Here is a 22,404-nt window from a genome sequence, read left to right on the forward strand (position 1 = left end):
ATTAAATCCTTTCAATAACATCCGTTTGGACGAACCTTGTAATATAACTGGCTTGTGAATAGTCGGCCTCAAGTAGATTATTTTTATATTCATGCCATGCTTCAGGTACTTGCTCAAATTTAACAATGAGTAAACCCCCATGGGTTAGCCGCGGTAAGACGTATGAAATTTGTTGTAGGTAATTAGCTGGTCGATCGTTAACATTTTTAGCGTCATCAGAATAATCGAAAATGGCGACACTAATTTGGTTTTGTGAACCAAGTTCATTGATGAATTGGTCATCCAATGTTTTCCCCAGCAAGGTTACACGATCTGACAAGCCACTCATGAAAAGTGAAGCAGCGGTAGCATTGGCATTGTCCTTGGTTGTCGCATAGCTAAGCACTTTTCCAGCATTCCCAACTCTTGTAGCTAAAAATCTGGTATTGATACCATTTGCCGTCGTGCCATCGAGAACTATATCGTTAATTTTGACTGTTTGTTCAATTAATTGATGTGTGAAAGTATTACTTGTGAGAATCATGAAGAACTCCTGTAGCTGATTTAAGATCAAAAATAAAATACTTCGAAATAAAAAGTAACACGTAACCAAGTGATAAACCAGCAAGAATATCACTTGGATAATGCACGTTAACATACACTCTGCTGATTGGAATAATGATAATTAAACTGGTTAGAACAATTACACTGGCAGTTTTGAATAAACTTGGCTTTAGGTGATAATTGATCAAAATAATTAATGAACCATATAATAAAATTGCGGCCATAGAATGACCAGAGGGAAAGCTGTAGCCACTCTCTTGAATAAGTTGTGGTTGTGGCCTGACACGAGTAATCATGTGTTTGAGCACTTGTGTAATGATTCCAGCTGAGAATATGATATTAACGGACAAAAATAAAAGTTCGCGATAACAATGTTTATAGGCCAGAAAAATACTAACAATTACTGATACTACAATAATTGCAGTCATATTGCCAGCCTGTGTAATATAAGTAAAAAATAAAGTAGTAAAGGTACCACGATGTTGGATCAACTGTTGGAAAAATATATCAAATTGGCGAAACCAGTTGGGACTCATCAGAACGCCAAACGTCATTATACCAAAGAGTATAGTCGCCAATACTGTACTTAATCTTTGTTTCTTTTGTTGAATAGTCATGCATTCAATTATACCTGATTATAGTAATTTGTGTTATAATAATAGCATTATTGTTCAACACTATTACGTATGGCGGGGTATCAGAGAGTAAGTGGCGCTGGAAACTTACCAAACAAAGTTCGGAACTCAGTTGATTAAATTGCTAGTGAAACTAAGTAGCTGGCAACGTTTTGTCGCGTTAAGATAAATGAGACGTAGCAATACGTGAACATGGGTGGTACCGCGAAAATTAAGTTTCGCCCCGTGTCATGCCTTTTTGGTGTGATATGGGGCTTTTTTGTTTCAACGGAGCGTCCATGCATCACTAAAGAGAATAAATAAATGATAAAAGGAAAAATTTATGGCATACGATCACAAATCTATTGAAGCCAAGTGGCAAAAATATTGGGATGAACACGAGACGTTTAGGGCTCCTGATAAATCAGAAAAAGAAAAGTACTACGTTATGGATATGTTCCCCTATCCTTCTGGACAAGGATTACATGTTGGGCATCCCGAGGGTTATACAGCGACTGATATTATGAGTCGTTATAAGCGTGCTAAAGGTTTCAATGTTTTGCATCCAATGGGATGGGACGCATTTGGATTACCTGCGGAACAATACGCAATTAAAACAGGTAATAATCCAGCAGGCTTCACCAACAAAAATGTCCAAGTGTTTAAAAATCAAATTAAGTCACTTGGCTTTTCAATTGATTGGTCGCGTGAAATCAATACAACTGATCCTGAATATTATAAGTGGTCACAATGGATTTTTGAAAAGTTATACGAAAAAGGCTTAGCCTACGAAGATGAAATCATGGTTAACTGGGCTCCAGATTTTCCAGGTGGGGTATTGTTGTTGCCAACGAAGAAGTCATTGATGGTAAGACAGAACGTGGTGGTTATCCAGTTTACCGCAAGCCAATGAAACAATGGGTTTTGCGCATTACAGCTTATGCCGATCGTTTACTTGAAGATTTGGAAGATTTAGATTGGCCAGAAGCTATTAAGGAACAACAACGTCACTGGATTGGGAAGTCAATTGGTGCTTCTGTATTCTTCAATATTGCAGATTCAGACAAACAAATTGAAGTTTATACCACACGACCAGATACGTTGTTTGGTGCCCAGTATATGGTTCTATCACCAGAACATGAACTGGTAGATGAAATCACTACGCTAGAGCAAAAAGAAGCCATTGCCAACTATAAAAAAGAGGTAGAAACTAAATCTGATTTGGAACGAACAGATTTGAACAAAGATAAGACCGGAGCCTTTACAGGTGCTTATGCTACTAATCCAATCAATGGTGAGAAGTTACCTATTTGGATTGCTGACTATGTTTTGTCTTCTTACGGTACTGGTGCTATTATGGCTGTTCCAGCACACGATGATCGTGATTGGGAATTTGCTAAAAAGTTCAATTTACCAATTAAAGCTGTTATTGAAGGTGGCAATGTTGAAGAAGCTGCTTACACTGACGATGGTACGCATATTAATTCTGGCTTCTTAGATGGGTTAAATAAGCAAGAAGCCATCGATAAAGCTATTAGTTGGTTGGAAGAACATAATGCTGGTCATCAACAAATTAACTATCGCTTGCGTGATTGGATCTTTTCACGTCAACGTTATTGGGGTGAACCTATTCCAGTTATTCATTGGGAAGATGGTACACAAACCCTCGTTCCTGAATCAGAATTGCCATTGCGTCTACCAGAAATGACACAAGAACAATTAAAACCTTCTGGAACGGGAGAATCACCATTAGCTAATGCTACTGATTGGCTAAATGTTACTCGTGAAGATGGTGTTAAGGGGCGTCGTGAGACCAATACTATGCCGCAGTGGGCTGGTTCATCATGGTATTTCCTACGTTATGTTGATCCGCATAATTCAGAGGCATTGGCTGATCCTGAAAAGTTAAAGTACTGGATGAATGTTGATTTGTACGTAGGTGGTGCAGAACACGCTGTTTTGCATTTATTGTATGCACGTTTTTGGCACAAGTTCTTATATGACTTAGGTGTTGTACCAACTAAAGAGCCATTCCAAAAATTAGTTAACCAAGGCATGATCTTAGGTGAAAACCACGAGAAAATGTCTAAATCTAAGGGGAATGTTGTTAATCCTGATGAAATTGTTAACAATTATGGCGCAGATACATTACGTGTATATGAAATGTTCATGGGGCCATTGACACAAAGCAAGCCTTGGTCTGAAGATGGCGTTTCCGGATCGCGTCGTTGGTTGGATCGTGTATGGCGTCTGCTGGTTGATGAGGAAGATAAGTTACGTGACCATGTAACAACGGTCAACAAAGGGGACTTAGATAAAATCTATCATCAAACAGTTAAAAAAGTTTCGGAAGATTTGGAGAATATGCGATTTAACACAGCTATTTCTCAATTAATGGTTTTTGTTAATGAAGCATATAAATCAGAAGCCTTACCTGTCCAGTATATGGATGGTTTTGTTCAAATGTTGGCGCCGATTGCACCACACTTAGCTGAAGAACTATGGTCAAAACTTGGACATGAAGAGGATATTAGTTACGTTTCATGGCCAACTTATGACGAAAGTCAGCTTGTTGAAGATAGTGTGGAAATTATTTTCCAAGTGAATGGTAAAGTGCGTGGTAAAGCCACTGTTGCTCGTAACATTGATAAAGATGCTATGCTCGACTATGCTAAGGCTGATGAAAATGTCCAGAACTTTATTTCTGGTAAGGAAATTCGCAAAATAATTGCTATTCCTGGTAAGTTTGTTAATATTGTGGTAGGTTAAGATATCGAGTTAACAAATTTATACTTTATTGCTAGTTGAAGAAAAGCAATAATCCCGCTTTTGCGGGGTACATAATTAAAAATGAGGTCTCAAACATGACGAATGATCAACGTCCAGAAAAATTCAACGGTAATAGTCGCGTTGATAAAACAGATGTTGACGGTAAAACGTTAACGGCTGATGAAATTCTAGCATTGGCAGGACGGCACTTGCAAGAAAAACGTAATCTGGGACCAAAAACGACACGGAAGTCACGTAGCCATGCTACTATGCCTCAGCCAACAGAACAAGAAATTTTGGCTATTAAAGAGAAAAATATTCGTGCACGGCAAAAAATTATAAAAAAGAAACCTAATTTGCAGGTTCCAGAACAACTATCTACTGCTGATAGCTCTCTAGAGAAACAACCAACGACAAAAGAAAGCAATCAAGCAACATTAATTAAAGGTTCAGCGTGGTTGTCCGTTGGAAACATGGTTTCACGCATCTTAGGCGTTGTATACTTAATTCCGTGGATGGCCATGCTTGGTAGCTACGGTACAAGAGCGAACGGCTTATTTAACCAAGGATATACCATCTATGCAATCTTTTTAGCGATAGCTACATTTGGTATTCCTGCAGCCATTTCAAAAGTAGTCGCGGAATTGGCAGCTAAAAACGATGTCTACCGATCAAGGCAGTTAACAAGGCAATCTATGGCCTTGGGTATTGTACTAGGCATAGTGTTTGGTTTGATTTTGTACTTTGCTGCTCCCGCCTTATCCAATGACAATGCTGATGTTATTCCAGTACTTCATTCCTTAGCACCGGCGGTAGCTATTTTTCCTTTAATGTCAATGATCCGTGGCTTATTTCAAGGGCATCAATTAATGAGTATATCAGCCATGTCACAGGTTGTAGAACAAATTGCTCGGGTTATTTACATGCTAGTAATGGCAGTTATTGTGTTAAAAGCTGACCCAGATAATTGGACTGGTGTAGTTGTGCAATCAACTTTTGCAGCATTTATTGGTGCCATTTTTAGTATGTTGGTATTAATGTGGGGATGGGTGAAGTATCGTCATATATTGTCCCGACCAGTGCTTCACTCTGTAAAACACGAAAAGGCTAGAACACTCAGTTTAGTGCTAAATATTTTGAAAGAATCATGGCCATTTATCATTATTGGCTCTGCTATAACACTGTTTCAAGCTGTTGATCAGTATTCATTCTTTAGCATAATGAATCACTTTTTTTCCGTTTCTAAATCGGATTTGTTGGAAAAATTTTCACTCTTTAGTGCAAATCCCAATAAGCTCATAATGATTATTGTGCCATTTTCAACTAGTATAGCGGCGACAGCGTTACCAATGTTATCAGGTAGTAAAGCTGCGTTAACTTATGAAACGATTCAAGATCAATTAAAGCAGGTATTGAAGTTGTTCTCTTTGATTATGTTGCCTAGTGTTTTGGGAATGTATGCAATTGCAGAACCTTTGTATAAAATGTTCTATCCAATTGAGGCCTCAAACCAAGAAGGTATTTACATGCTACAATACTCAACAATCTTGGCATTGGTATTTAGTTTGTTCATGTTGCTTGCATTTGTATTACAAGCTCTTTCAGAAGTTAAAATTGTTATGAAAGCATTCTTTGTTGGCATTATCATTAAAATCGTTTTGCAGATTCCATTGATACGATATTTTGAAGGTATGGGTGCTTTGATGACGAGCGTGATTGGCATGTTCATTTCAATTCTCTATATGTTGGACTTTTTGCAAAAGGTTTATGGTGTTTCATTTAGTATGATTGGTAAAGAACTATGGCAAATGTTTATGGCTTCAGCCCTAATGGCTATTGTTGCCTATATTATCGTCTTTGCTATGGACAACTTTATTTTCCCAATGGATACAAAGTTCTCGGTTACTGTGACAACTTTTAGTGCGGTCTTGATTGGTGGCGCTTTGTTAATCATAACGTATTTGCGAATGGGCTTGGGAGATGAGTTATTAGGCCGAAGAATGCGTTATATTCCCAAAATACTGCAACCAAAACGATGATTTTTCATCGTTTTTTTTATGATAAATAACACCTATAAAGACAATAAAAAATTCTTAAGATAGTACTTTTTGAGGATTATATAGGGTATGCTAAAATTAGGTTTTAAATTAAGCTTTTAGCGGAGGCAAAACAATGACAGATTCTCAAACTGTGTTGCAGCCAGAATTAATCAATCGGCTCGATAGTAAAATTATGTACCTCGGACAATTACAGTCTGCTGTAATGAACCAACAGGTGCCCCAAGTATATGAATTACTTGACTCCAAAAAATTTAACGAGCAAATTCGCCAACGTCCTCATGCAGATTCTAATGCCTTACTCGCCCAAATGGTTACTGACATTCATGATAATCTGGCAATTTTCTTAGCACCTGAATTATTGAAATATTTAAAACAACAGTTTAGTTTTTTTGATTTTGTGGCAACCAGCGATGAACCATCAATTTATCAAGTGTATATTGGCACTTGGTGGGATCACCGCCAATTTGCAATCTTAGACGTGTTGTCGCTCACGTTAACAATTAATAAAAAAATAGTCAGTGAATGGCAAGAAACAATTAAATTGCCAACTGGTGCAAATATCAATGATATTCAAATTCGTGAAATAAAACAAATTACGAATGGCTTACAAACTTTTTTGGACGATGAAACTAAACGGAATTTAGAAGTGCAAGTTTTAAATGATCAGTTAGCTCAACTAAAAGAAAATAAATCTGGACTGCTAGGGCGTACTGATAAAAAGGCCCGGGAAGAATTAGAAAATAAACGTGATTTGTTGTTGGCCTCGCAGCAAAGAGTTCCTGAAGTAAAAGCTAAGTTAGCTGAACACGAATCCGAAATGCTTCAATTGGAAAAAGATGACGCTTTACGTCACCTAGAAATCGAAGAAATATTGTCACATTTTGATGACATTGACGCTTTCATTCAAAAAGTAGATCACCTTTATGTTGACTACTTGAAAACACTATTGCAGAAGAAATGATATGAATTTTGATACTTATAACTATTCACAACAATTGAAGAAAGACTTAGAAGTGTTTCAACGGTGGCAAGTGTTAATTGAAGCACTTTCTGAAGCCAATCAGACTGCTGAAATATTGGATATTACCAAAAAATATTGGCTTTTGACGTTCATAAATCAGAAATTATGCGTGTAGCGAGTGAACACTGGTACCCCAATACACATTGGATTGCTGTGGCTTTCTCAAACTTAGCTAAAATGACCTCGCTATCGCATACGCAAGTCATTTTACCAAAGATGCAAAAAGTGGCTGAACTCCATTTTGAAGAATTTCCAAACGCGGCTTTCCAATTTACCAAGGCACCTTTAGCTGCAGGAGGTTATTATTTAGAAGAAATATCTCAAAATTTACGCGTTGCATACTGGGATATTGTAAATAAACGTTTTTACTTAGACACTGTGCATTTCATGAAGTTAGTGCAAACAGAAGCCATTCAAATCGCTGGTGTTGAGGCATTAACTATTTTTCAAAAGCGCTTGACAGCAATTAGCTATCTTCTAAAAGATAACGAGTATTCTATTGATATTGTCGGACTTGATATGACAGATACTCAAAATTTGATGATGCAGCAAAAGGATTTGTCAGCTGAAATACTTGATAGTTTGTTTGTTGAGGCGGCAAAGCAAAACTTTGTCTTAACGTTATTACAAAATGATAAAGACGGAGCGGTATTAAAAATAGGATCTGTATCATTAGAGATTATTCAGCACCGTGACCAACAAGAGCACGCGGTCTGGCAATATGATATCATTGATAATAATAAACGTGTTACAATTTATACACTGTTTCAACAATTACCTTTTTTTGCCAACTGGTATGAAAATGGTTTAATGAAGTTGGTCTGAAGGACAAACGTGCAGTTTTTGTGGATTAAAGCCAAAACTGGCGTCGATTAGAAAGAGGAAACATTATGACAATATTGATTATAATTGCGATCGTTGTAATTATCGCTGTTGCTTGGGTTAGCATTTACAACTCGCTTGTAAAAACACGCATGCAAACAAAAGAATCTTGGAGCCAGATTGACGTTCAATTAAAGCGTCGTAATGATTTGATTCCAAATTTAGTGGAAACTGTTAAGGGGTACGCTAAGCATGAAAGCGGTACGTTAGAAGAAGTAACGAAACTCCGTCAAGAGGTGGAACGGGCCGCAACGCCGGCTGATAAAATGGTTGCCTCAAACCAATTGACTGGTGTTTTATCTGGATTCTTTGCCCGTGCTGAAGCTTATCCTGATTTGAAAGCTAATACAAACTTTACAAAGTTGCAAGAAGAACTAACAAACACGGAAAACAAGATTGCCTATTCACGTCAGTTGTTTAATTCAACAACAGCACTTTACAATACGAAGTTACAACAATTTCCAAGTAATATTGTTGCGGGAATTCATCATTTTGAACCTAGTGAATTTTTGCAAGTCCCAGAAGCTGAGAAAGAAGTCCCTACGGTTAAGTTCTAATGTTGTACCAACAAATACAATCAAATAAACGGCGCACCATTGTATTATTATTTGTATTTTTTATTTTGGTAGCCTTAGTCGGAGCTGCAGTAGGTTACCTATTGCTTAATTCCTTAGAAACTGGCGTAGTTGCGGCCATAGTTATTGGTGCTATTTACACGATTATTATGGTTAGTAATTCAACTAATGTAGTCATGGCGATGAACCATGGTCACGAAATCAAAAATGCTGACCAAGCTCCAGAACTGTGGCACACAGTCGAGGACATGGCGATGGTTGCTCAAGTACCGATGCCACGGGTATTTATTATTGATGACGATAGTCCTAATGCTTTTGCTACCGGAAATAATCCTGAGCATTCGGCAGTTGCCGCCACTACTGGGCTACTGAAGATTATGAACCGAAGCGAGTTAGAGGGTGTTATCGCTCACGAAATGAGCCATGTGCGCAACTACGACATACGAATTTCAACTATTGCTTTAGCCTTAGCCGCTGCTATCACACTATTAACTAATATTGGTGGTAATTGGTGGTTTTGGGGCAGTGGTGATAGGCGACGGAATGATGATCGTAATGGTGGTGGTGGTTTACAAATACTGTTGTTAGTATTTTCGATTTTAATGATGGTCTTAGCACCGTTGGCTGCTGCAGCAATTCAAATGGCGATTTCACGTAACCGTGAATATCTTGCTGATGCTGGTAGTGCGGAGCTAACGAGAAACCCACAAGGATTGATTTCAGCATTACGAAAATTAGGTAACGCACAGCCGATGAAGGATGTGGATTCTTCATCAGCTGCATTGTATATTAGTAATCCTTTGAAGAACAAGGAGCGTTTGTTTGATACGCATCCACCAATTGAAGAACGTATTGATCGTTTAGAAAAAATGTAAAATGCGTAAAGGTTAATATAATTGAGCAAAACAAAAAGTCACGAACATATTCGTGGCTTTTTTTGTTATGATAAAGGATGATGTAATTTGAATTTTGTGGAGTGTTGGGCGATGAAAAATATTAAAATTAACTGGCGAAAAGTACTACTTACGGTACTCATCTTTTTGCTAGTTCAGTTGTACAAGTAGTTGGATTAAACGCTTTTTTAATTCCTAATAATGTTTTCTCAGGTGGATTTAACGGTATTGCGCAGCTATTATCTTTGTTCTCCCAAAACTTTTTCCACGTTAGCATGCCTACTGGAACATTTATTATGATATTCAACATTCCAGTTGGAATTGTTGGTTGGAAATGATTGGTGGCAAATTTACAATATTGAGCTTTGCTAATTCACTATTCGTATCGGCTGTTCAAATTATTGCGCCAACACAAGCCCTAACTACGAATCCGCTGTTAGCAGCCTTATTTGGTGGCTTATTAATTGGTGCTTCGATCGGACTAGCCATGAGATATGGTTTTTCAACAGGTGGTATGGATATTGTCGCGATGGTTGTTCAAAAGCGAACCGGAAAATCGATTGGTGCACTGATGAATGTGATTAATTTCGGCGTTGTTGTTTTTGCTGGTTCATTTATAGGCTGGCAAAATGCCTTATTCACAATCATTGGCATTTATGCAACCGGTCGTGTTGTTGATACGCTATATACTGGTTATCAGAAGTTGACGGCAATGATTGTGACCTCCAAAGGTGATGAAGTCGTTGCAGAGTTGCACAAAGACCTAATCCGAGGAATTACCATTTTACCATCGAAAGGCGCCTATACCAAACGTGATTCGACAACATTAATGATGGTTCTTTCCCGTTACGAATTATTCGAAATGCAAGAGGTCGTCCATCGTGCTGATCCAAAAGCGTTTATCAATTTAATGAACACAGTTAGTGTTTCAGGGGAGTTTCTTGATGCTGACCGTCAGCTGCAGATGAAGCGGGCGGTCGCTGTTCCAAAAGTTGAAACCGTCGAGGCGCAGATTGAAGCTGAACAACGGCTAGAAGAGCAACTTGAAAATTTAGACGATAAAAGTAAAATATAGGAAATAGAAGGAGAATACTTATGCCAATAGTACAAGTCGAATTGCTTGAAGGTCGTACTCACGAACAACTTGCCAAAATGGTGAAAGACATTACCAATGTTATTGTTGAGGACGCAGGCGCATCACGAGAAGCCGTTCACGTTATTTTACGCGAAATGCCAAAAGACCATTATGCGGTTGGTGGTGTCTTAAAAAGTGATCAATAATTTTATTACAAACGATTAAAAACGGGGTATTTTATTCACCCTGTTTTTTTGTAGAAATAAAATTTCAAGTTAGTAACAATAGTGCATTCCTTATGTTTTTTTAACAATTTCATGATAGAATTAAAATGTTAAGAAAAATTTAAACATTGAGAGTAAAAAATAACACTGATTGTGGTGTTTAGAGTGGAAAGGTAGGGAAATATGGAACGACTGGATAAAAAAGTAGTAGCTTCAGGACTGAGTTTATTAGGTCTAGTAGGCGTTGGCTCGGGTATCGCCCATGCTGATGATGTTAAAAGCACTGTCAACAAGGCTGTTAATTCTGTTGCCGAAGCTGCTGGACTAATTGATAACAAAACGGTTAATCTCACTCAAAAGAGTCTAACAATACCAAAAGATAAAGTAGCTCATATTGAGACACCAGCTGAGAAAAAAGTTTCCCAAAAAGCCACTACTAAATTAACATCATATAAAGTAAAGGCTGGAGATTCTCTTTGGTCGATTGCTCATAATCATAATTTGAATGTAGATGATCTCGTGAGTGAGAATAATAATTCTGATTTGATATCAGTAGGGCAAACATTAAACTTGCCAACTAGTGTTGGCGCCGATACACAAACAACAGTGGCTGATCAATCACCAACAGACATTAATAAAAGTACTGATTCCTACGCTGACTCGTTGCAAACTGCCGCTAGCGCACCTGTTTCAGAGGTGTCAGCAGCTGGTAACGTAGAAGCAACGGAATCTTCAGTCACTTCTAGTACTTCCAGTCAAGATTCGTTGGCCTCGAACTCAGCAGCTGAAAGCTCAGTATCTTCGACTACATCAAGTGAAGAATCAACGTTGGCAAGCACCGCAGATTCTAGTGTGTCAAGTGGAGAATCAGCGCCATCAAGTTCAGTGACAGAGAGTTCGGCAGTCTCGAGCGGATCAGATGAAGAAACAAGTTCAGCGACGGAGGACACCTCTTCAACAACGTCTAGCACGGCAGATGTAGCGTCAGAAACGCAAAACACATCAGGCAATACTAGTTTGCAAAGTAGTGAGACAACAGCTGCAAGTGACGCTACAGCTTATACGAGTTCTGCAGATTCAACTGCAGCAGATGCTTCAGCCAACATCAATAGTTCTTACGGTGCAGCTGCTGTTTCAAGTTCCGAGTCGAGTGCTGGACAACAGTATAATCAGCTATCTTCAACTACGAATAGCAATGGTAATTTAGTCAATCTTTCTACTGGGTCTGTCAGTCAAATAGTAAATTCTAATACAACACAATCTACGTCTGAAAATTCTGCCGCAATTATTGCGCTAGCGCAACAATTGGTAGCACAAAATATTCCTTATGTTTGGGGTGGAGGAACGCCTTCAACTGGGTTTGATTGCTCTGGATTAGTGAGTTATGTTTTCAAAAATGCTGCCGGCATCTCATTACCACACTCGTCCGTTGAACAAGAAATGTACACTCAAAAGAAGTCGGTTTCTCAAGCTCAGCCAGGTGACTTACTATTTTGGGGTACGCCAGGCGCTTCATACCATGTGGCTATTTATATTGGCAATAATCAGTATATTGCCGCACCAAAGCCTGGATTGAATGTACGCGTTGAAACGATTTCACCGAACTTTTTGCCATCTTTCGCCGGTTCAATTAAGTGATTTGGTGCGTCAAAGCAAGAGACTAATTGTAGTATGAGCACTAATCCATCAAGAGGGATAAGTGCTTTTTATTTTATTTTTAAATAAATAGTAATCATTACTTTTATATGGTATAATTAATTCATGAGTTACTTTAAGTAAGCTCATTTTACTATTGTAATTACTGACAGTTACTACACATTTCTTCCATGATTAGATAATTGTAACTTACAATTTCATTTATCTGTTTGTCAGCATTGCATTATTTAAGCGCCGTAGCAGGTGCTTTTTCTTTTGAACAATCCTTGTTTTATTGACTATCGTTTTGGCTTGTAACCGGCTTTTAGAGAACTTATAATTAATAATATAGTTTGGTTGATCTTCAATGAGAAAACTTGAACTTTTGCGAAAGCCACTCACCCCCGTGTGGCTTTTTGTTTTGCACTTTTTGAGGTAAATGGACCCATTATTAGAATCAAAATAATTTACAAACATTATGTACTACGATATGATTGATTTGTAACATTGAATAAACCTCAAGGAGAACATGTACGATGACAGTTGAAGAAAAATTTGATAATGCCAAGGACAAGATTGCTGGAAAAGCAAAGGAAGTTGAGGGGAAAGTTACTGGTGACAAACAACGGGAATTACAAGGTAAAACCCAAAACATTTTCGGTAAGGCAAAAGACGCTGTAACTGATATCAAGGATGCAGCAGAGGAAGCCGTTAAAGATACAATTGATGACTACAAGCAAGATAGCAAAAAAATATTGATAAATAAATATATGAAGAAAAGAGCAACTGATTGTAAAAAAAAAATCAGGTGCTTTTTTTATAAGTTATTGAGTGTTTAATTAGTTGTAAATTACATATCTCTAGGAAAATTTTAAGTCAAGTCAGATGGTTTTTTCCTGCCTAACTAACGGTTGCTTTTTCTCATAAAAGCGGGTAATATGATAACAACAACTAAAGAAGTTATTTGCAGATATATCGTTGGAAAACGGCCAACAGTTTCTACCACGCCCCAAAAGTCGTGACTATCCGCAAATGTTTTTGACGATTCAAAAGCATTTGTGGATCTCTGTGTCCCAGATGCTTTTTTTGTGTTTAAAGATGATGGCGGATCCGTTAACAATTGTGTTAACAAAAAGGCCTGATTAAATTATATAAACTACCGGTGAAGTTCGTGTTAAAAACAAATTGCAATACCTACTGGGGATGGGTTCAATTGTTTATTTGTTTATACGACAAAGGTAGAATGCATGTTTATTTTGGAGGATCTTATGCAGAAGTTTAGTTCAACAAACAAGTTTGTCCCAATGGGATTAACATTTGAAGACGTCAAGTTAGTTGACGACTTACAGTCAACTGTGACACCTGAATCTGTTTCGGTGACCACAAGCTTAACACCTACTTTGAAGCTTAATATTCCATTACTATCAGCTGCGATGGATACAGTGACAGAAGCACGCTTTGCCACAGCTTTAGCTAAGTTAGGTGGCCTTGGTGTCATTCATAAAAATATGACAATTAGTGCACAGGCTGATGAAGTTCGCAAGGTTAAAACGGCAACGTTTGACTCAGCGGACTTTCCTAATGCAGCTGTTGATGCTGAAGGACATCTGCTTGTTGCTGGTGCCGTTGGTGTAACGAATGACACTGTAGATCGTGTGCAAGCTATGGTTGAAGCAGGAGCTGATGCAATTGTGCTGGATTCCGCACATGGACATTCTGAGGGCGTTCTCCGCAAGGTATCTGAGGTAAGGTCGACTTTCCCTAATTTAAATATTATTGCTGGTAATATTGCAACTCGAGAAGGTGCAGCTGCATTATACGATGCGGGCGCTGATGTTGTTAAAATTGGAATTGGCCCTGGATCAATTTGTACCACACGTGTGGTTGCTGGTATTGGTGTACCACAAGTTTCTGCTATTCGTGATGCCGCCCTTGAAGCGGCTGCACGTGGCAAGAAGATTATTGCTGATGGCGGTGTTAAAACGTCATTAGATATTGTTAAAGCAATATCAGCTGGTGGAAATGCGGTTATGCTTGGATCAATGTTTTCTGGGACGGAAGAAACACCCGGTGAAGTGTTTGAAGACAATGGTCAAAAGTACAAAACATATCGAGGTATGGGTTCAATTGCTGCGATGGAAAATGGATCAAAGGATCGTTACTTCCAAGGTGAAGTGAACGAAGCTAAAAAGATGGTACCAGAAGGTATAGAAGCTCGTGTTACATACAAAGGCGATTTGACAACCATTTTAAATGCTATGTTAGTAGATATTCATAAAAAAATGGCACAATTAGGAGAAACGACGATTGATGACTTAGTTAATCATGAGCATATCGCACGTGATAGCGAAGTATTTGATTTCGAAGCAGCAACAGATAAGCAAAAGCCTGTTGTTGCTGCCCAATTCTAATTATCATTGCAAATAATAGTTCAATCATCTTTGGAGAAAATCATGCCTGAAAATACAGAGTTCATAGGTCTTGGCTACGATCAAGTTTTGTTAGTACCGGGAGCCTCAAATGTTTTACCATATAGTGTTACCTTGCGTACACAATTGTCAGAAAATTTTGAATTAAATATTCCGCTTGTTTCAGAGGCTTTTGGTCCGGAAACAGATACACGTGTTGTGCCAACCGCTTTGAATGGTGGGTTAGGCGTTGTTGCTGAGCAAGAAGATTTATCAAAACAAGTAGCCAGTTTGCAACAAGTTAAGGAGACAGTCGTTGATACTGAAAAATATCCTAATGCTTTGGTTGATTCACAGAATCATTTACGTGTAGCAGCTGAAGTGTGGTTAGTGGCTGGTGCAGAAACTCGTGTTGCTGCATTGGTTAATGCAGGAGCGGATGCTATATTCTTTTATTTGCATGAAACGCTAGCCAAGAATACGCGTGATCTTATTAAGCAAATACGACAAGCACATCCAGATTTGTTCATCGCTGTTGGTGTCGTTGAAGATCAAAGCATTGCTGCTGCTTTATATGAAGCAGGAGCAGATACAATACTTGCAGGACGTTCAGTTGACTCATCACTACCAAACGACATTACATACCCATTCTTAACAGTCACAATGAATATTGCAGATGTGGCAGCTGCATATGACAACAAATCAGTCATTGCTGTTGGTGGTATTCATTATTCGGGTGACATTGTTAAAGCGATTGCAGCAGGGGCAGATGCGACAATGGTATCAGATCTGTTAAAAGGATCAGTACTGGAATCTGACGGTTCGTTTAAAGAAGGAGATATGTCAATTGATGATGCAATCTTCCAAACTGACGGTGGCTTGCGCGCCGGAATGGGTTACACGGGGTCACAAACAATTGAAAGCCTAAAATTGAATGCTAAGATTGTTCAAATAACAGATAACGGTTTGCGTGAATCACATCCACATGATGTTGAAATTACTAAACAAGCGCCTAACTACGCGAAAGGATAAGCAATGGTTGACAAACTTGATAAAGTCTTAGTTTTAGACTATGGAAGCCAATATAATCAATTAATCACACGACGTATACGTGAAATGGGTGTGTTTTCAGAACTTAAGTCACGTAATATGACTGCCGAAGAAATCAAGTCCTATAATCCCAAGGCCATCATCTTGTCTGGTGGTCCTAAGTCGGTTTATGAGGAAAATGCGTTTACCATTGATAGCGAAATATTCAATTTAGATATTCCAGTTTTAGGTGTATGCTACGGTATGCAACTAATGGCACAAGAATTAGGCGGTAAAGTTGAAGCTAATCCAGGCAATGGCGAATTTGGACAAACTGTCCTACAACAAACTGAGTCTGCTGGGCGATTATTAGCTGATACACCAGTATCACAAACTGTTTTGATGAGCCATTCAGATAATGTCATTGAATTACCTGAAGGATTTAAAGTGATTGGTGGCTCAGATAAAACACCAATTGCTGCTATTGCTAACGAAGAGCGTCGCTTGTATGGGGTTCAGTTCCACGCAGAAACGACCTTGTCAGAAAATGGAAAGCAAATTTTAACGAATTTTGTTAAAAATATTGCTGAAGCAGAATCTAACTGGGACATGAGTGGATTTATTGATGAACAAATTCAAAAAATTCGCGAAATTGTAGGGGATAAAAAGGTATTGCTTGGACTATCAGGTGGTGTTGATTCATCAGTTGTTGGTGTTTTGTTGCACCGCGCGATTGGTGACCAATTGACATCTATATTTGTAGATCATGGCTTGCTCCGTAAAAACGAAGCAGATCAGGTGATGACAATGTTGGGTGGCAAGTTTGGATTAAACATCATTAAAGTTGATGCCCAAGAACGTTTTTTGGATAAATTGGCCGGTGTTTCAGATCCTGAACAAAAGCGAAAGATTATTGGAAATGAGTTTATCCAAGTTTTCAATGATGAGGCTAAAAAGTTAGATGGCATTGAATTCTTAGCACAGGGTACGCTATATACTGATGTGATTGAATCTGGTACCGATACGGCACAAACTATCAAGTCACATCATAACGTTGGTGGCTTACCAGAGGATATGCAATTCCAGCTAATTGAGCCACTTAACACATTATTTAAGGATGAGGTTCGTGAATTAGGTGAAAAGTTGAATATGCCACACGAAATGGTCTGGCGTCAACCATTCCCTGGACCCGGATTAGGGATTCGTATCCTAGGAGACATCACTGAAGATAAGTTAGAAATCGTACGTGACTCTGATTGGATTTTGCGTGATGAAATCGCCAAAGCTGGTCTAGAAGGAGACATATGGCAATACTTTACGGTATTGACTGGTGTCCGTTCAGTTGGTGTCATGGGTGATTACCGTACTTACGATTACACGATAGCAATTCGTGCCATTACTTCTGTCGATGGTATGACAGCTGATTTTGCACGTATGCCATGGGAATTATTGCAAAAAATATCAGCTCGTATTGTCAATGAAGTTGGTCATATTAACCGCGTGGTGTATGATATCACGGCTAAGCCACCTGCAACTGTTGAATGGGAATAACAGACAACGTTAAGTTGAAGCCAGAACGTTGATTTAACAACATTTAGTTTGTAGCAAAACGGATTATTTGGTGAAATATGTAGTATGTACCCCACCAAATTCACCACCACATAAAGTCATTGTTATTTAGGTAACAGTGGCTTTTTTTTAATAAAATAAGGTAAACTGTAATAAATTTACAGTTAAATCTTGCTTGGTATTTTGTGAAAACGTAACTTGTTTCATGTGAAAGTAACACCCGCAAAAACAAATATTGAAGAAAATTGATATTTAACATTTCTTTTTAATTTAAATAGCATTAGAATAAAGTATGTGTATTTGTGTTTCTCCCAGGCTCAAACAAAACGCAACAAGGACATATAAAAAGTTGATACACTAACTAATTGCACTATCAACTTGTATATTCCAATCTCACTGCAATAGGTTGCGCACGATCTCGGACGAGAGATTTGTTCAGTCTCAGCAAAATAAAATTCTAACAAGGTTCTTAAATTAATGAGGCAAATGAATTTAAGAACTAAAAGTTTCATACACAGCCTCAAACCAATATCTCTTCTAATTCTTGACCTGACTAAACAGTAACTCAATATTATGAACAATAGTTAATGTATTAGAAAATTTGTTGAAATTTTCTCTCAGAATTTTTTTGAGATAATCGCTTACGATTCTGATAATTTTTATTAAATCAATTGTTGAAGAACTGAAGAGTAAACTTCAAGTATTTTTAATACAGCTGTCAGACAATAATTTAAATCGGAATATTGGATTTTAACCTTATTCACTAAAAAAAATTTTGAGATTGTTGTTTTTATTTTAAAAAAATAGTTAAAAAATCGTGATTGATTATTAGAACGTAAATTAGAGAGGGTAAAAAAAATGAATCCTAAAGTGCAAATTCCTAGGTTAAAAAAACATTTAGAATGGTTGCTGTATCAAGCCATAGTAACCAGACAAACATTTAACGCTACATATGCTGTGGGTAAAATGTTATATAAGACAGAGGTATTACTCACTTATGGTGATTATTTTTCTTATTCACAAAGTATCATGATAGAAAACGTTCAGTTACAATTATCTAAAATGTATGAACATAACAAGCAATCTTATACTATTCCAACAATTATAGAAAATTCAATAAAGATATTTAGTTTAAAATATTACGAAGAAGTCAGCCATTCTGCGCAAGCATCTTATTCAGACTGTGTAAACAAACTAAAAAATTTAAAGGTCAAACTTGATGAATTAAATGATCCAATAAATCATCTTAAAAAAATAAGAGATATAAACTTAGCACATTTGGATAAAAGTATTGACACTTTAGACAAATTAGAGGATGTTCAAAATAGCAATCCAATATATCTTATAGAAACAAAAAAATTAATTGATTTTGCAGTAAGCTGTTTAACTACTATTAAGTTAATTATGTTTAATATTGATACTCATGTTCATAACCGAGAATATGAAAATGAATTGAATGAAATAGCTAAAGCAATTGCAGAATATCAACAAAGTGGGAATTTAATTAAGAACTATGGTCAAGTTTGATTTTGAAATGTTAGTTAGTCCAACATCTGATGAGTTCAATTCAGTAAGTGCTTTTTGGACAGTTATTAGTAGAAATAGTTTTTTTTATTGTTGTGAGGATGATAATGTTTTTAATTATCAGGTGAATGATCAACTGACGCTGGAATTTGTAGTAACTCAGCAAAAATCTGACAATTTACTACTTTTTAAAATAGAATCCCAAACTGATGTGCATTGGCGAAAAACTTATTTTTATGATGAAGTTAGATCAAAACTAATTGGCTTATTGAGTTCAGGGTATGAGGTCACACTTTTATCACGGGAATTGTCAAGATATTATGCTCAAAAATGTTATCCAATCATTGATGAGTATGAAAACAATCTTCGTCAACTGTTCTATCTTTTGTTTCATTTCAAAGAAATTGGCGAAATAGATAATGCAATAAAAGGAAAAAAGTTAAAGCAGGGGAAACTGAACATATTTGTGGAAGACTTAAATCTAGGGGAATTAGAACGTCTTTTCTTTTCTAAAATCTGGCTTTTGAACGAAAATGGGCAATATGAATATTTTGATACCAGCGACGGATTAAAAGTAGTTGAGAAAATATCCCAATTACATACTAAGCCAGAATTTAAAAGTACGTGGGAATTGTTCATACTTCCAGTTACAGAAGCAGTAAAAGTTGATGATGATCTTCTAAAAAGAATACGTCAAATCCGTAACAAAGTTTCGCATTATAAGGAAATGATTTTCGAAGATTGGAAATTTTGTCAGGAAGAAGTTCGGGGTATATCTAAAGCTTTTTATGGTATTCAGCAACAAATGATTTCAAATGAATTTTATTCAGATATTAACAATAAGTTAATCCAAAATTCCTTGTCTCTATTAGCCAACGTTTTTCAAAATTTTCAAAAACAAAATTCTGACATAATTAAACAATTAACTGAATCTACTCGAGTTGTTAGTAAAATATTGGAAGGAGTAAAATTACCAGATTTTTCGTTGCCGGTTGTAAATATGTCTTTTATTACAAATTCAATGAATAGCTTGAATATTGGGGCTCAAATAGGAAATAATTTTCTGAAATTTAATTCCGTCTTTCGTTCAGTGAACCAACAGCCCCAGTGGAGTAAGATGTTGCATTTCAATGTAAGTACAGCACTCCCAAGTTATCAAGTTATGCAAAGTTTTTTTTCAAGTAATAATGAAATTACTGGTAATATTAGAAATTATGAGTCTTCTACTTTAGATGATACAGACATTCATGAATATAATAAAGATAAAAATAATGATTAGGAGAAAAATTTTGTAATATATAAATCAACATTAGCATGGAAGTATTAACAGCAGGAGTACATTTATGAGAGAATATGATATAACAAAAACTCAATTATTAGTCATAATTGAGACCTTAATGGACTATACTAAAGAGCCAGATATTCAAATACCGTGTACAAAATTAGGCGAAGGAATCGTCAGCGGTAATATATCTTTTACCTTATTTGAATATTATTGTCAAACAATATTAGACTTTTATGAAAATAATATTGAAAAAATACGTTTGAATGTATACGTTTATAATTTCGATAACCATCAAAAAAATATGAAATTAATAAAAGAAATTGTGCAAGACATAGAATCTAATAAAGAAGAGTATAAAGATAAGATATCTTCACCTCGAATAAAAAAAGAAAACCCAGAATTGAGTGAGAATGAAATATTTCTGGTACACGGACACGATACTGGTCTCAAAAATGAGGTGGCACGTTTTTTGGAAAAGTTAAATATTGAGCCTATTATTTTGCATGAACAGGCCAGTTCGGGCGACACGATAATTGAAAAAATTGAACGATATTCTAATGTTGGTTTTGCGATAGTTTTATATACACCGTGCGATGTTGGTAATTCCCTAGATAACAAAGAAAAGTTAAACCCGCGTGCGAGACAAAATGTAGTTTTTGAACACGGTTACTTTATTGGAAAATTAGGTAGGAAAAATGTTCTTGCCCTGGTCAAAGATGATGTGGAAAAACCAAATGACATTTCTGGGGTTTTGTATATTAATTATTCCGAGGACGATGGTTGGAAACTAGAAATTGCAAAAGAGCTGAATGCTGTTGGTTATAACATTGACTTTAGTAAAATATTTCAAGTGTGAGGTACTATTTAACGATGAAGCGTACATTTGAAGACGTTACAAAATATGTAGAGTTGGAAAGCCAAAATAAATGTAAAGTGTTAAGTGCTAAACCTGAATATAAATTTAATGATTTGGGCATGGAAGTTTGCGTATGGAATGTTAAAACAGATAATGATGGAGATTGGTGGGTTGTTGAAGGCGATGAGGTACCTATGAATTTATATTCTCAGTCTGCCTATTATTTTGGAGCAGATGAAGCGTATTCCTTTCACATGGGACTAATGAAAAGAATGCGGGTAGAGCAAGAAAAATTTAGCTCAGAAGACTTTGTTCGTGGAGTTACACTTGGTACAGACATTGCTCCACAGCTTTTCAGAAAATTAAAAAACGTTGCTCAACTTATAGATAGTGCTCATGAAGTTGAAGATTTTCAATCGATAGGTGTTCAATGTAGAGAAATATTAATTGAGTTGGGTAATTATATTTATGTTCCTGATATGGCAACTAATGGTGAACAACCCCAGAAATCAAATTTCAAGCAAAAAGTAGAACTTTTTCTACAATTTTACTTAAAAGGTTCTGAAAATTCCGATTATAGAAGTATGATAAAGAAGTTAACAGAATCAACATGGGAATATGCCTGTAAAATCACTCATTCAAGTAAGGCGACTTTTTATGAAGCATCATCCTGTGTGATGATGTGTACATCTTTGATTGGAGTTTGTGAAAACATCTTGCAGAAAATCTATGACCCTGTCTCTCAATATGAGTGTTCATCATGTAAGAGCAAAAGATTGGTGATAGATTCTGATGAATCAAATGAAGATAGTATTGTTCAGAAGTTATTTCTTAAATGTGACGAGTGCGAGACAATTACTGAAGTTATCTTTTAAATTAGTGGAGATAACAATTATGTCAGTGGGTGACATCTACAATCAAAGAGAAAATTAGCCACTTTTCAAAGGTGTGCTACCAGTCCTTTATCTATGTAAGAGGGAATAATATCAAAAAATAAACCTCAAATGGGGTTTATTTTTTTCGACAAATTATCTGTCTTTATTTAATTAATATGTACGTCCAGAAGGACTTTTTATTTCAAGAAATTATTGCGGTTTTCCCAAAGATATGAAATCGCTAAAATAAGCAAGCCTAAGTTAGAGGCAATAATAGCAAAAGTTGGTTGGCTCATAATCCAACTAATCAAAGACGCAAACATAAGTATGAGTGAAATCATTAAAACAAAAACTGACACTTTTTTCATAAAATATTCTCCCTAATTTTGATCGTGATTGCTTGAAATTAAATATAAAACATAAGGCACGACTACTACCGTTCATGTTATCACAGCAATTATCTTTATTCAAATAGACCGCTTATCAAACAAAGCGTAACGTTTGGCTCAATGTGACTATTTTTATAGTGATGGAATAAATATGAAACACAAATAAATGAGCACAATA

16 protein-coding genes, 4 pseudogenes and 1 riboswitch are annotated in these 22,404 nt (G+C 36.6%); of the genes and pseudogenes, 17 read left to right on the top strand and 3 right to left on the bottom strand.

Annotated features, from left to right (window positions below; translation table 11 throughout):
* Window position 1 precedes the first annotated feature (1 nt).
* Window positions 2-523: an SAM-dependent methyltransferase gene (locus tag HFP47_RS01775; protein ID WP_179875949.1), complete on the bottom strand. Its 522-nt coding sequence runs from the start codon at window positions 521-523 to the stop codon at window positions 2-4.
* Complete coding sequence (locus HFP47_RS01780; RefSeq protein ID WP_025267883.1) at window positions 507-1,160, bottom strand: phosphatase PAP2 family protein; 654 nt, start codon at window positions 1,158-1,160, stop codon at window positions 507-509. The genes HFP47_RS01775 and HFP47_RS01780 overlap by 17 nt, the downstream gene beginning before the upstream one ends.
* Before the next feature lie 340 nt (window positions 1,161-1,500).
* Between HFP47_RS01780 and leuS the strand changes: the two are divergent.
* From leuS to HFP47_RS01865, 17 genes and pseudogenes are all read left to right on the top strand, one after another.
* Window positions 1,501-3,926: pseudogene (leuS, locus tag HFP47_RS01785) on the top strand (leucine--tRNA ligase).
* A gap of 95 nt (window positions 3,927-4,021) precedes the next feature.
* On the top strand, window positions 4,022-5,965 hold the full coding sequence (locus HFP47_RS01790; protein ID WP_179875950.1) for a polysaccharide biosynthesis protein: 1,944 nt from the start codon (window positions 4,022-4,024) through the stop codon (window positions 5,963-5,965).
* 133 nt (window positions 5,966-6,098) lie between these two features.
* Entirely contained in the window at window positions 6,099-6,947 is an 849-nt protein-coding gene (locus HFP47_RS01795) for a hypothetical protein (protein WP_011679447.1), read from the top strand.
* A 1-nt stretch (window position 6,948) separates the two neighbouring features.
* A pseudogene (locus tag HFP47_RS01800) lies at window positions 6,949-7,861 on the top strand (hypothetical protein).
* 36 nt (window positions 7,862-7,897) lie between these two features.
* Window positions 7,898-8,446 carry a LemA family protein gene (locus HFP47_RS01805; RefSeq protein WP_011679449.1) on the top strand — a complete coding sequence of 183 codons (549 nt, stop codon included), beginning with the start codon at window positions 7,898-7,900 and terminating at the stop codon, window positions 8,444-8,446.
* A complete protein-coding gene (gene htpX / locus HFP47_RS01810; RefSeq protein WP_011679450.1) occupies window positions 8,446-9,339 on the top strand; it encodes a zinc metalloprotease HtpX in 894 nt (297 codons plus the stop codon). The genes HFP47_RS01805 and htpX overlap by 1 nt, the downstream gene beginning before the upstream one ends.
* A 111-nt stretch (window positions 9,340-9,450) precedes the next feature.
* Window positions 9,451-10,432: pseudogene (locus tag HFP47_RS01815) on the top strand (YitT family protein).
* Between the two features lie 20 nt (window positions 10,433-10,452).
* A complete protein-coding gene (locus HFP47_RS01820) occupies window positions 10,453-10,638 on the top strand; it encodes a 2-hydroxymuconate tautomerase (protein WP_004164395.1) in 186 nt (61 codons plus the stop codon).
* Between the two features lie 201 nt (window positions 10,639-10,839).
* Window positions 10,840-12,294: an NlpC/P60 family protein gene (locus tag HFP47_RS01825; RefSeq protein ID WP_179875951.1), complete on the top strand. Its 1,455-nt coding sequence runs from the start codon at window positions 10,840-10,842 to the stop codon at window positions 12,292-12,294.
* A gap of 533 nt (window positions 12,295-12,827) precedes the next feature.
* A pseudogene (locus tag HFP47_RS01830) lies at window positions 12,828-13,040 on the top strand (CsbD family protein); the annotation flags it as partial.
* Between the two features lie 199 nt (window positions 13,041-13,239).
* A riboswitch (purine riboswitch) is annotated at window positions 13,240-13,336 on the top strand.
* 223 nt (window positions 13,337-13,559) lie between these two features.
* Complete coding sequence (locus HFP47_RS01835) at window positions 13,560-14,702, top strand: IMP dehydrogenase (RefSeq protein WP_021210467.1); 1,143 nt, start codon at window positions 13,560-13,562, stop codon at window positions 14,700-14,702.
* A 42-nt stretch (window positions 14,703-14,744) separates the two neighbouring features.
* Entirely contained in the window at window positions 14,745-15,731 is a 987-nt protein-coding gene (locus tag HFP47_RS01840) for an IMP dehydrogenase (RefSeq protein ID WP_042252834.1), read from the top strand.
* 3 nt (window positions 15,732-15,734) lie between these two features.
* The gene (guaA, locus tag HFP47_RS01845) at window positions 15,735-17,279 is read left to right on the top strand and encodes a glutamine-hydrolyzing GMP synthase (protein ID WP_025267889.1); all 1,545 of its coding nucleotides are present in this window, start codon (window positions 15,735-15,737) and stop codon (window positions 17,277-17,279) included.
* 876 nt (window positions 17,280-18,155) lie between these two features.
* Window positions 18,156-18,824 carry a hypothetical protein gene (locus tag HFP47_RS01850; protein WP_042252835.1) on the top strand — a complete coding sequence of 223 codons (669 nt, stop codon included), beginning with the start codon at window positions 18,156-18,158 and terminating at the stop codon, window positions 18,822-18,824.
* Window positions 18,811-20,100 (top strand): hypothetical protein, encoded by a 1,290-nt coding sequence (locus tag HFP47_RS01855; protein WP_084035031.1) that lies wholly within the window; start codon window positions 18,811-18,813, stop codon window positions 20,098-20,100. The genes HFP47_RS01850 and HFP47_RS01855 overlap by 14 nt, the downstream gene beginning before the upstream one ends.
* Before the next feature lie 64 nt (window positions 20,101-20,164).
* A complete protein-coding gene (locus HFP47_RS01860; protein WP_218925549.1) occupies window positions 20,165-20,962 on the top strand; it encodes a TIR domain-containing protein in 798 nt (265 codons plus the stop codon).
* Window positions 20,963-20,976: 14 nt separating this feature from the next.
* Complete coding sequence (locus HFP47_RS01865; RefSeq protein ID WP_179875953.1) at window positions 20,977-21,837, top strand: hypothetical protein; 861 nt, start codon at window positions 20,977-20,979, stop codon at window positions 21,835-21,837.
* A 197-nt stretch (window positions 21,838-22,034) separates the two neighbouring features.
* Here HFP47_RS01865 and HFP47_RS01870 read toward each other — a convergent pair whose 3' ends face one another.
* Entirely contained in the window at window positions 22,035-22,205 is a 171-nt protein-coding gene (locus HFP47_RS01870; RefSeq protein ID WP_011679456.1) for a hypothetical protein, read from the bottom strand.
* Window positions 22,206-22,404: the final 199 nt, after the last annotated feature.

The sequence above is a fragment of the Leuconostoc sp. DB-1 genome, assembly GCF_013414845.1.
GTDB classification, from domain to species: domain Bacteria; phylum Bacillota; class Bacilli; order Lactobacillales; family Lactobacillaceae; genus Leuconostoc; species Leuconostoc mesenteroides.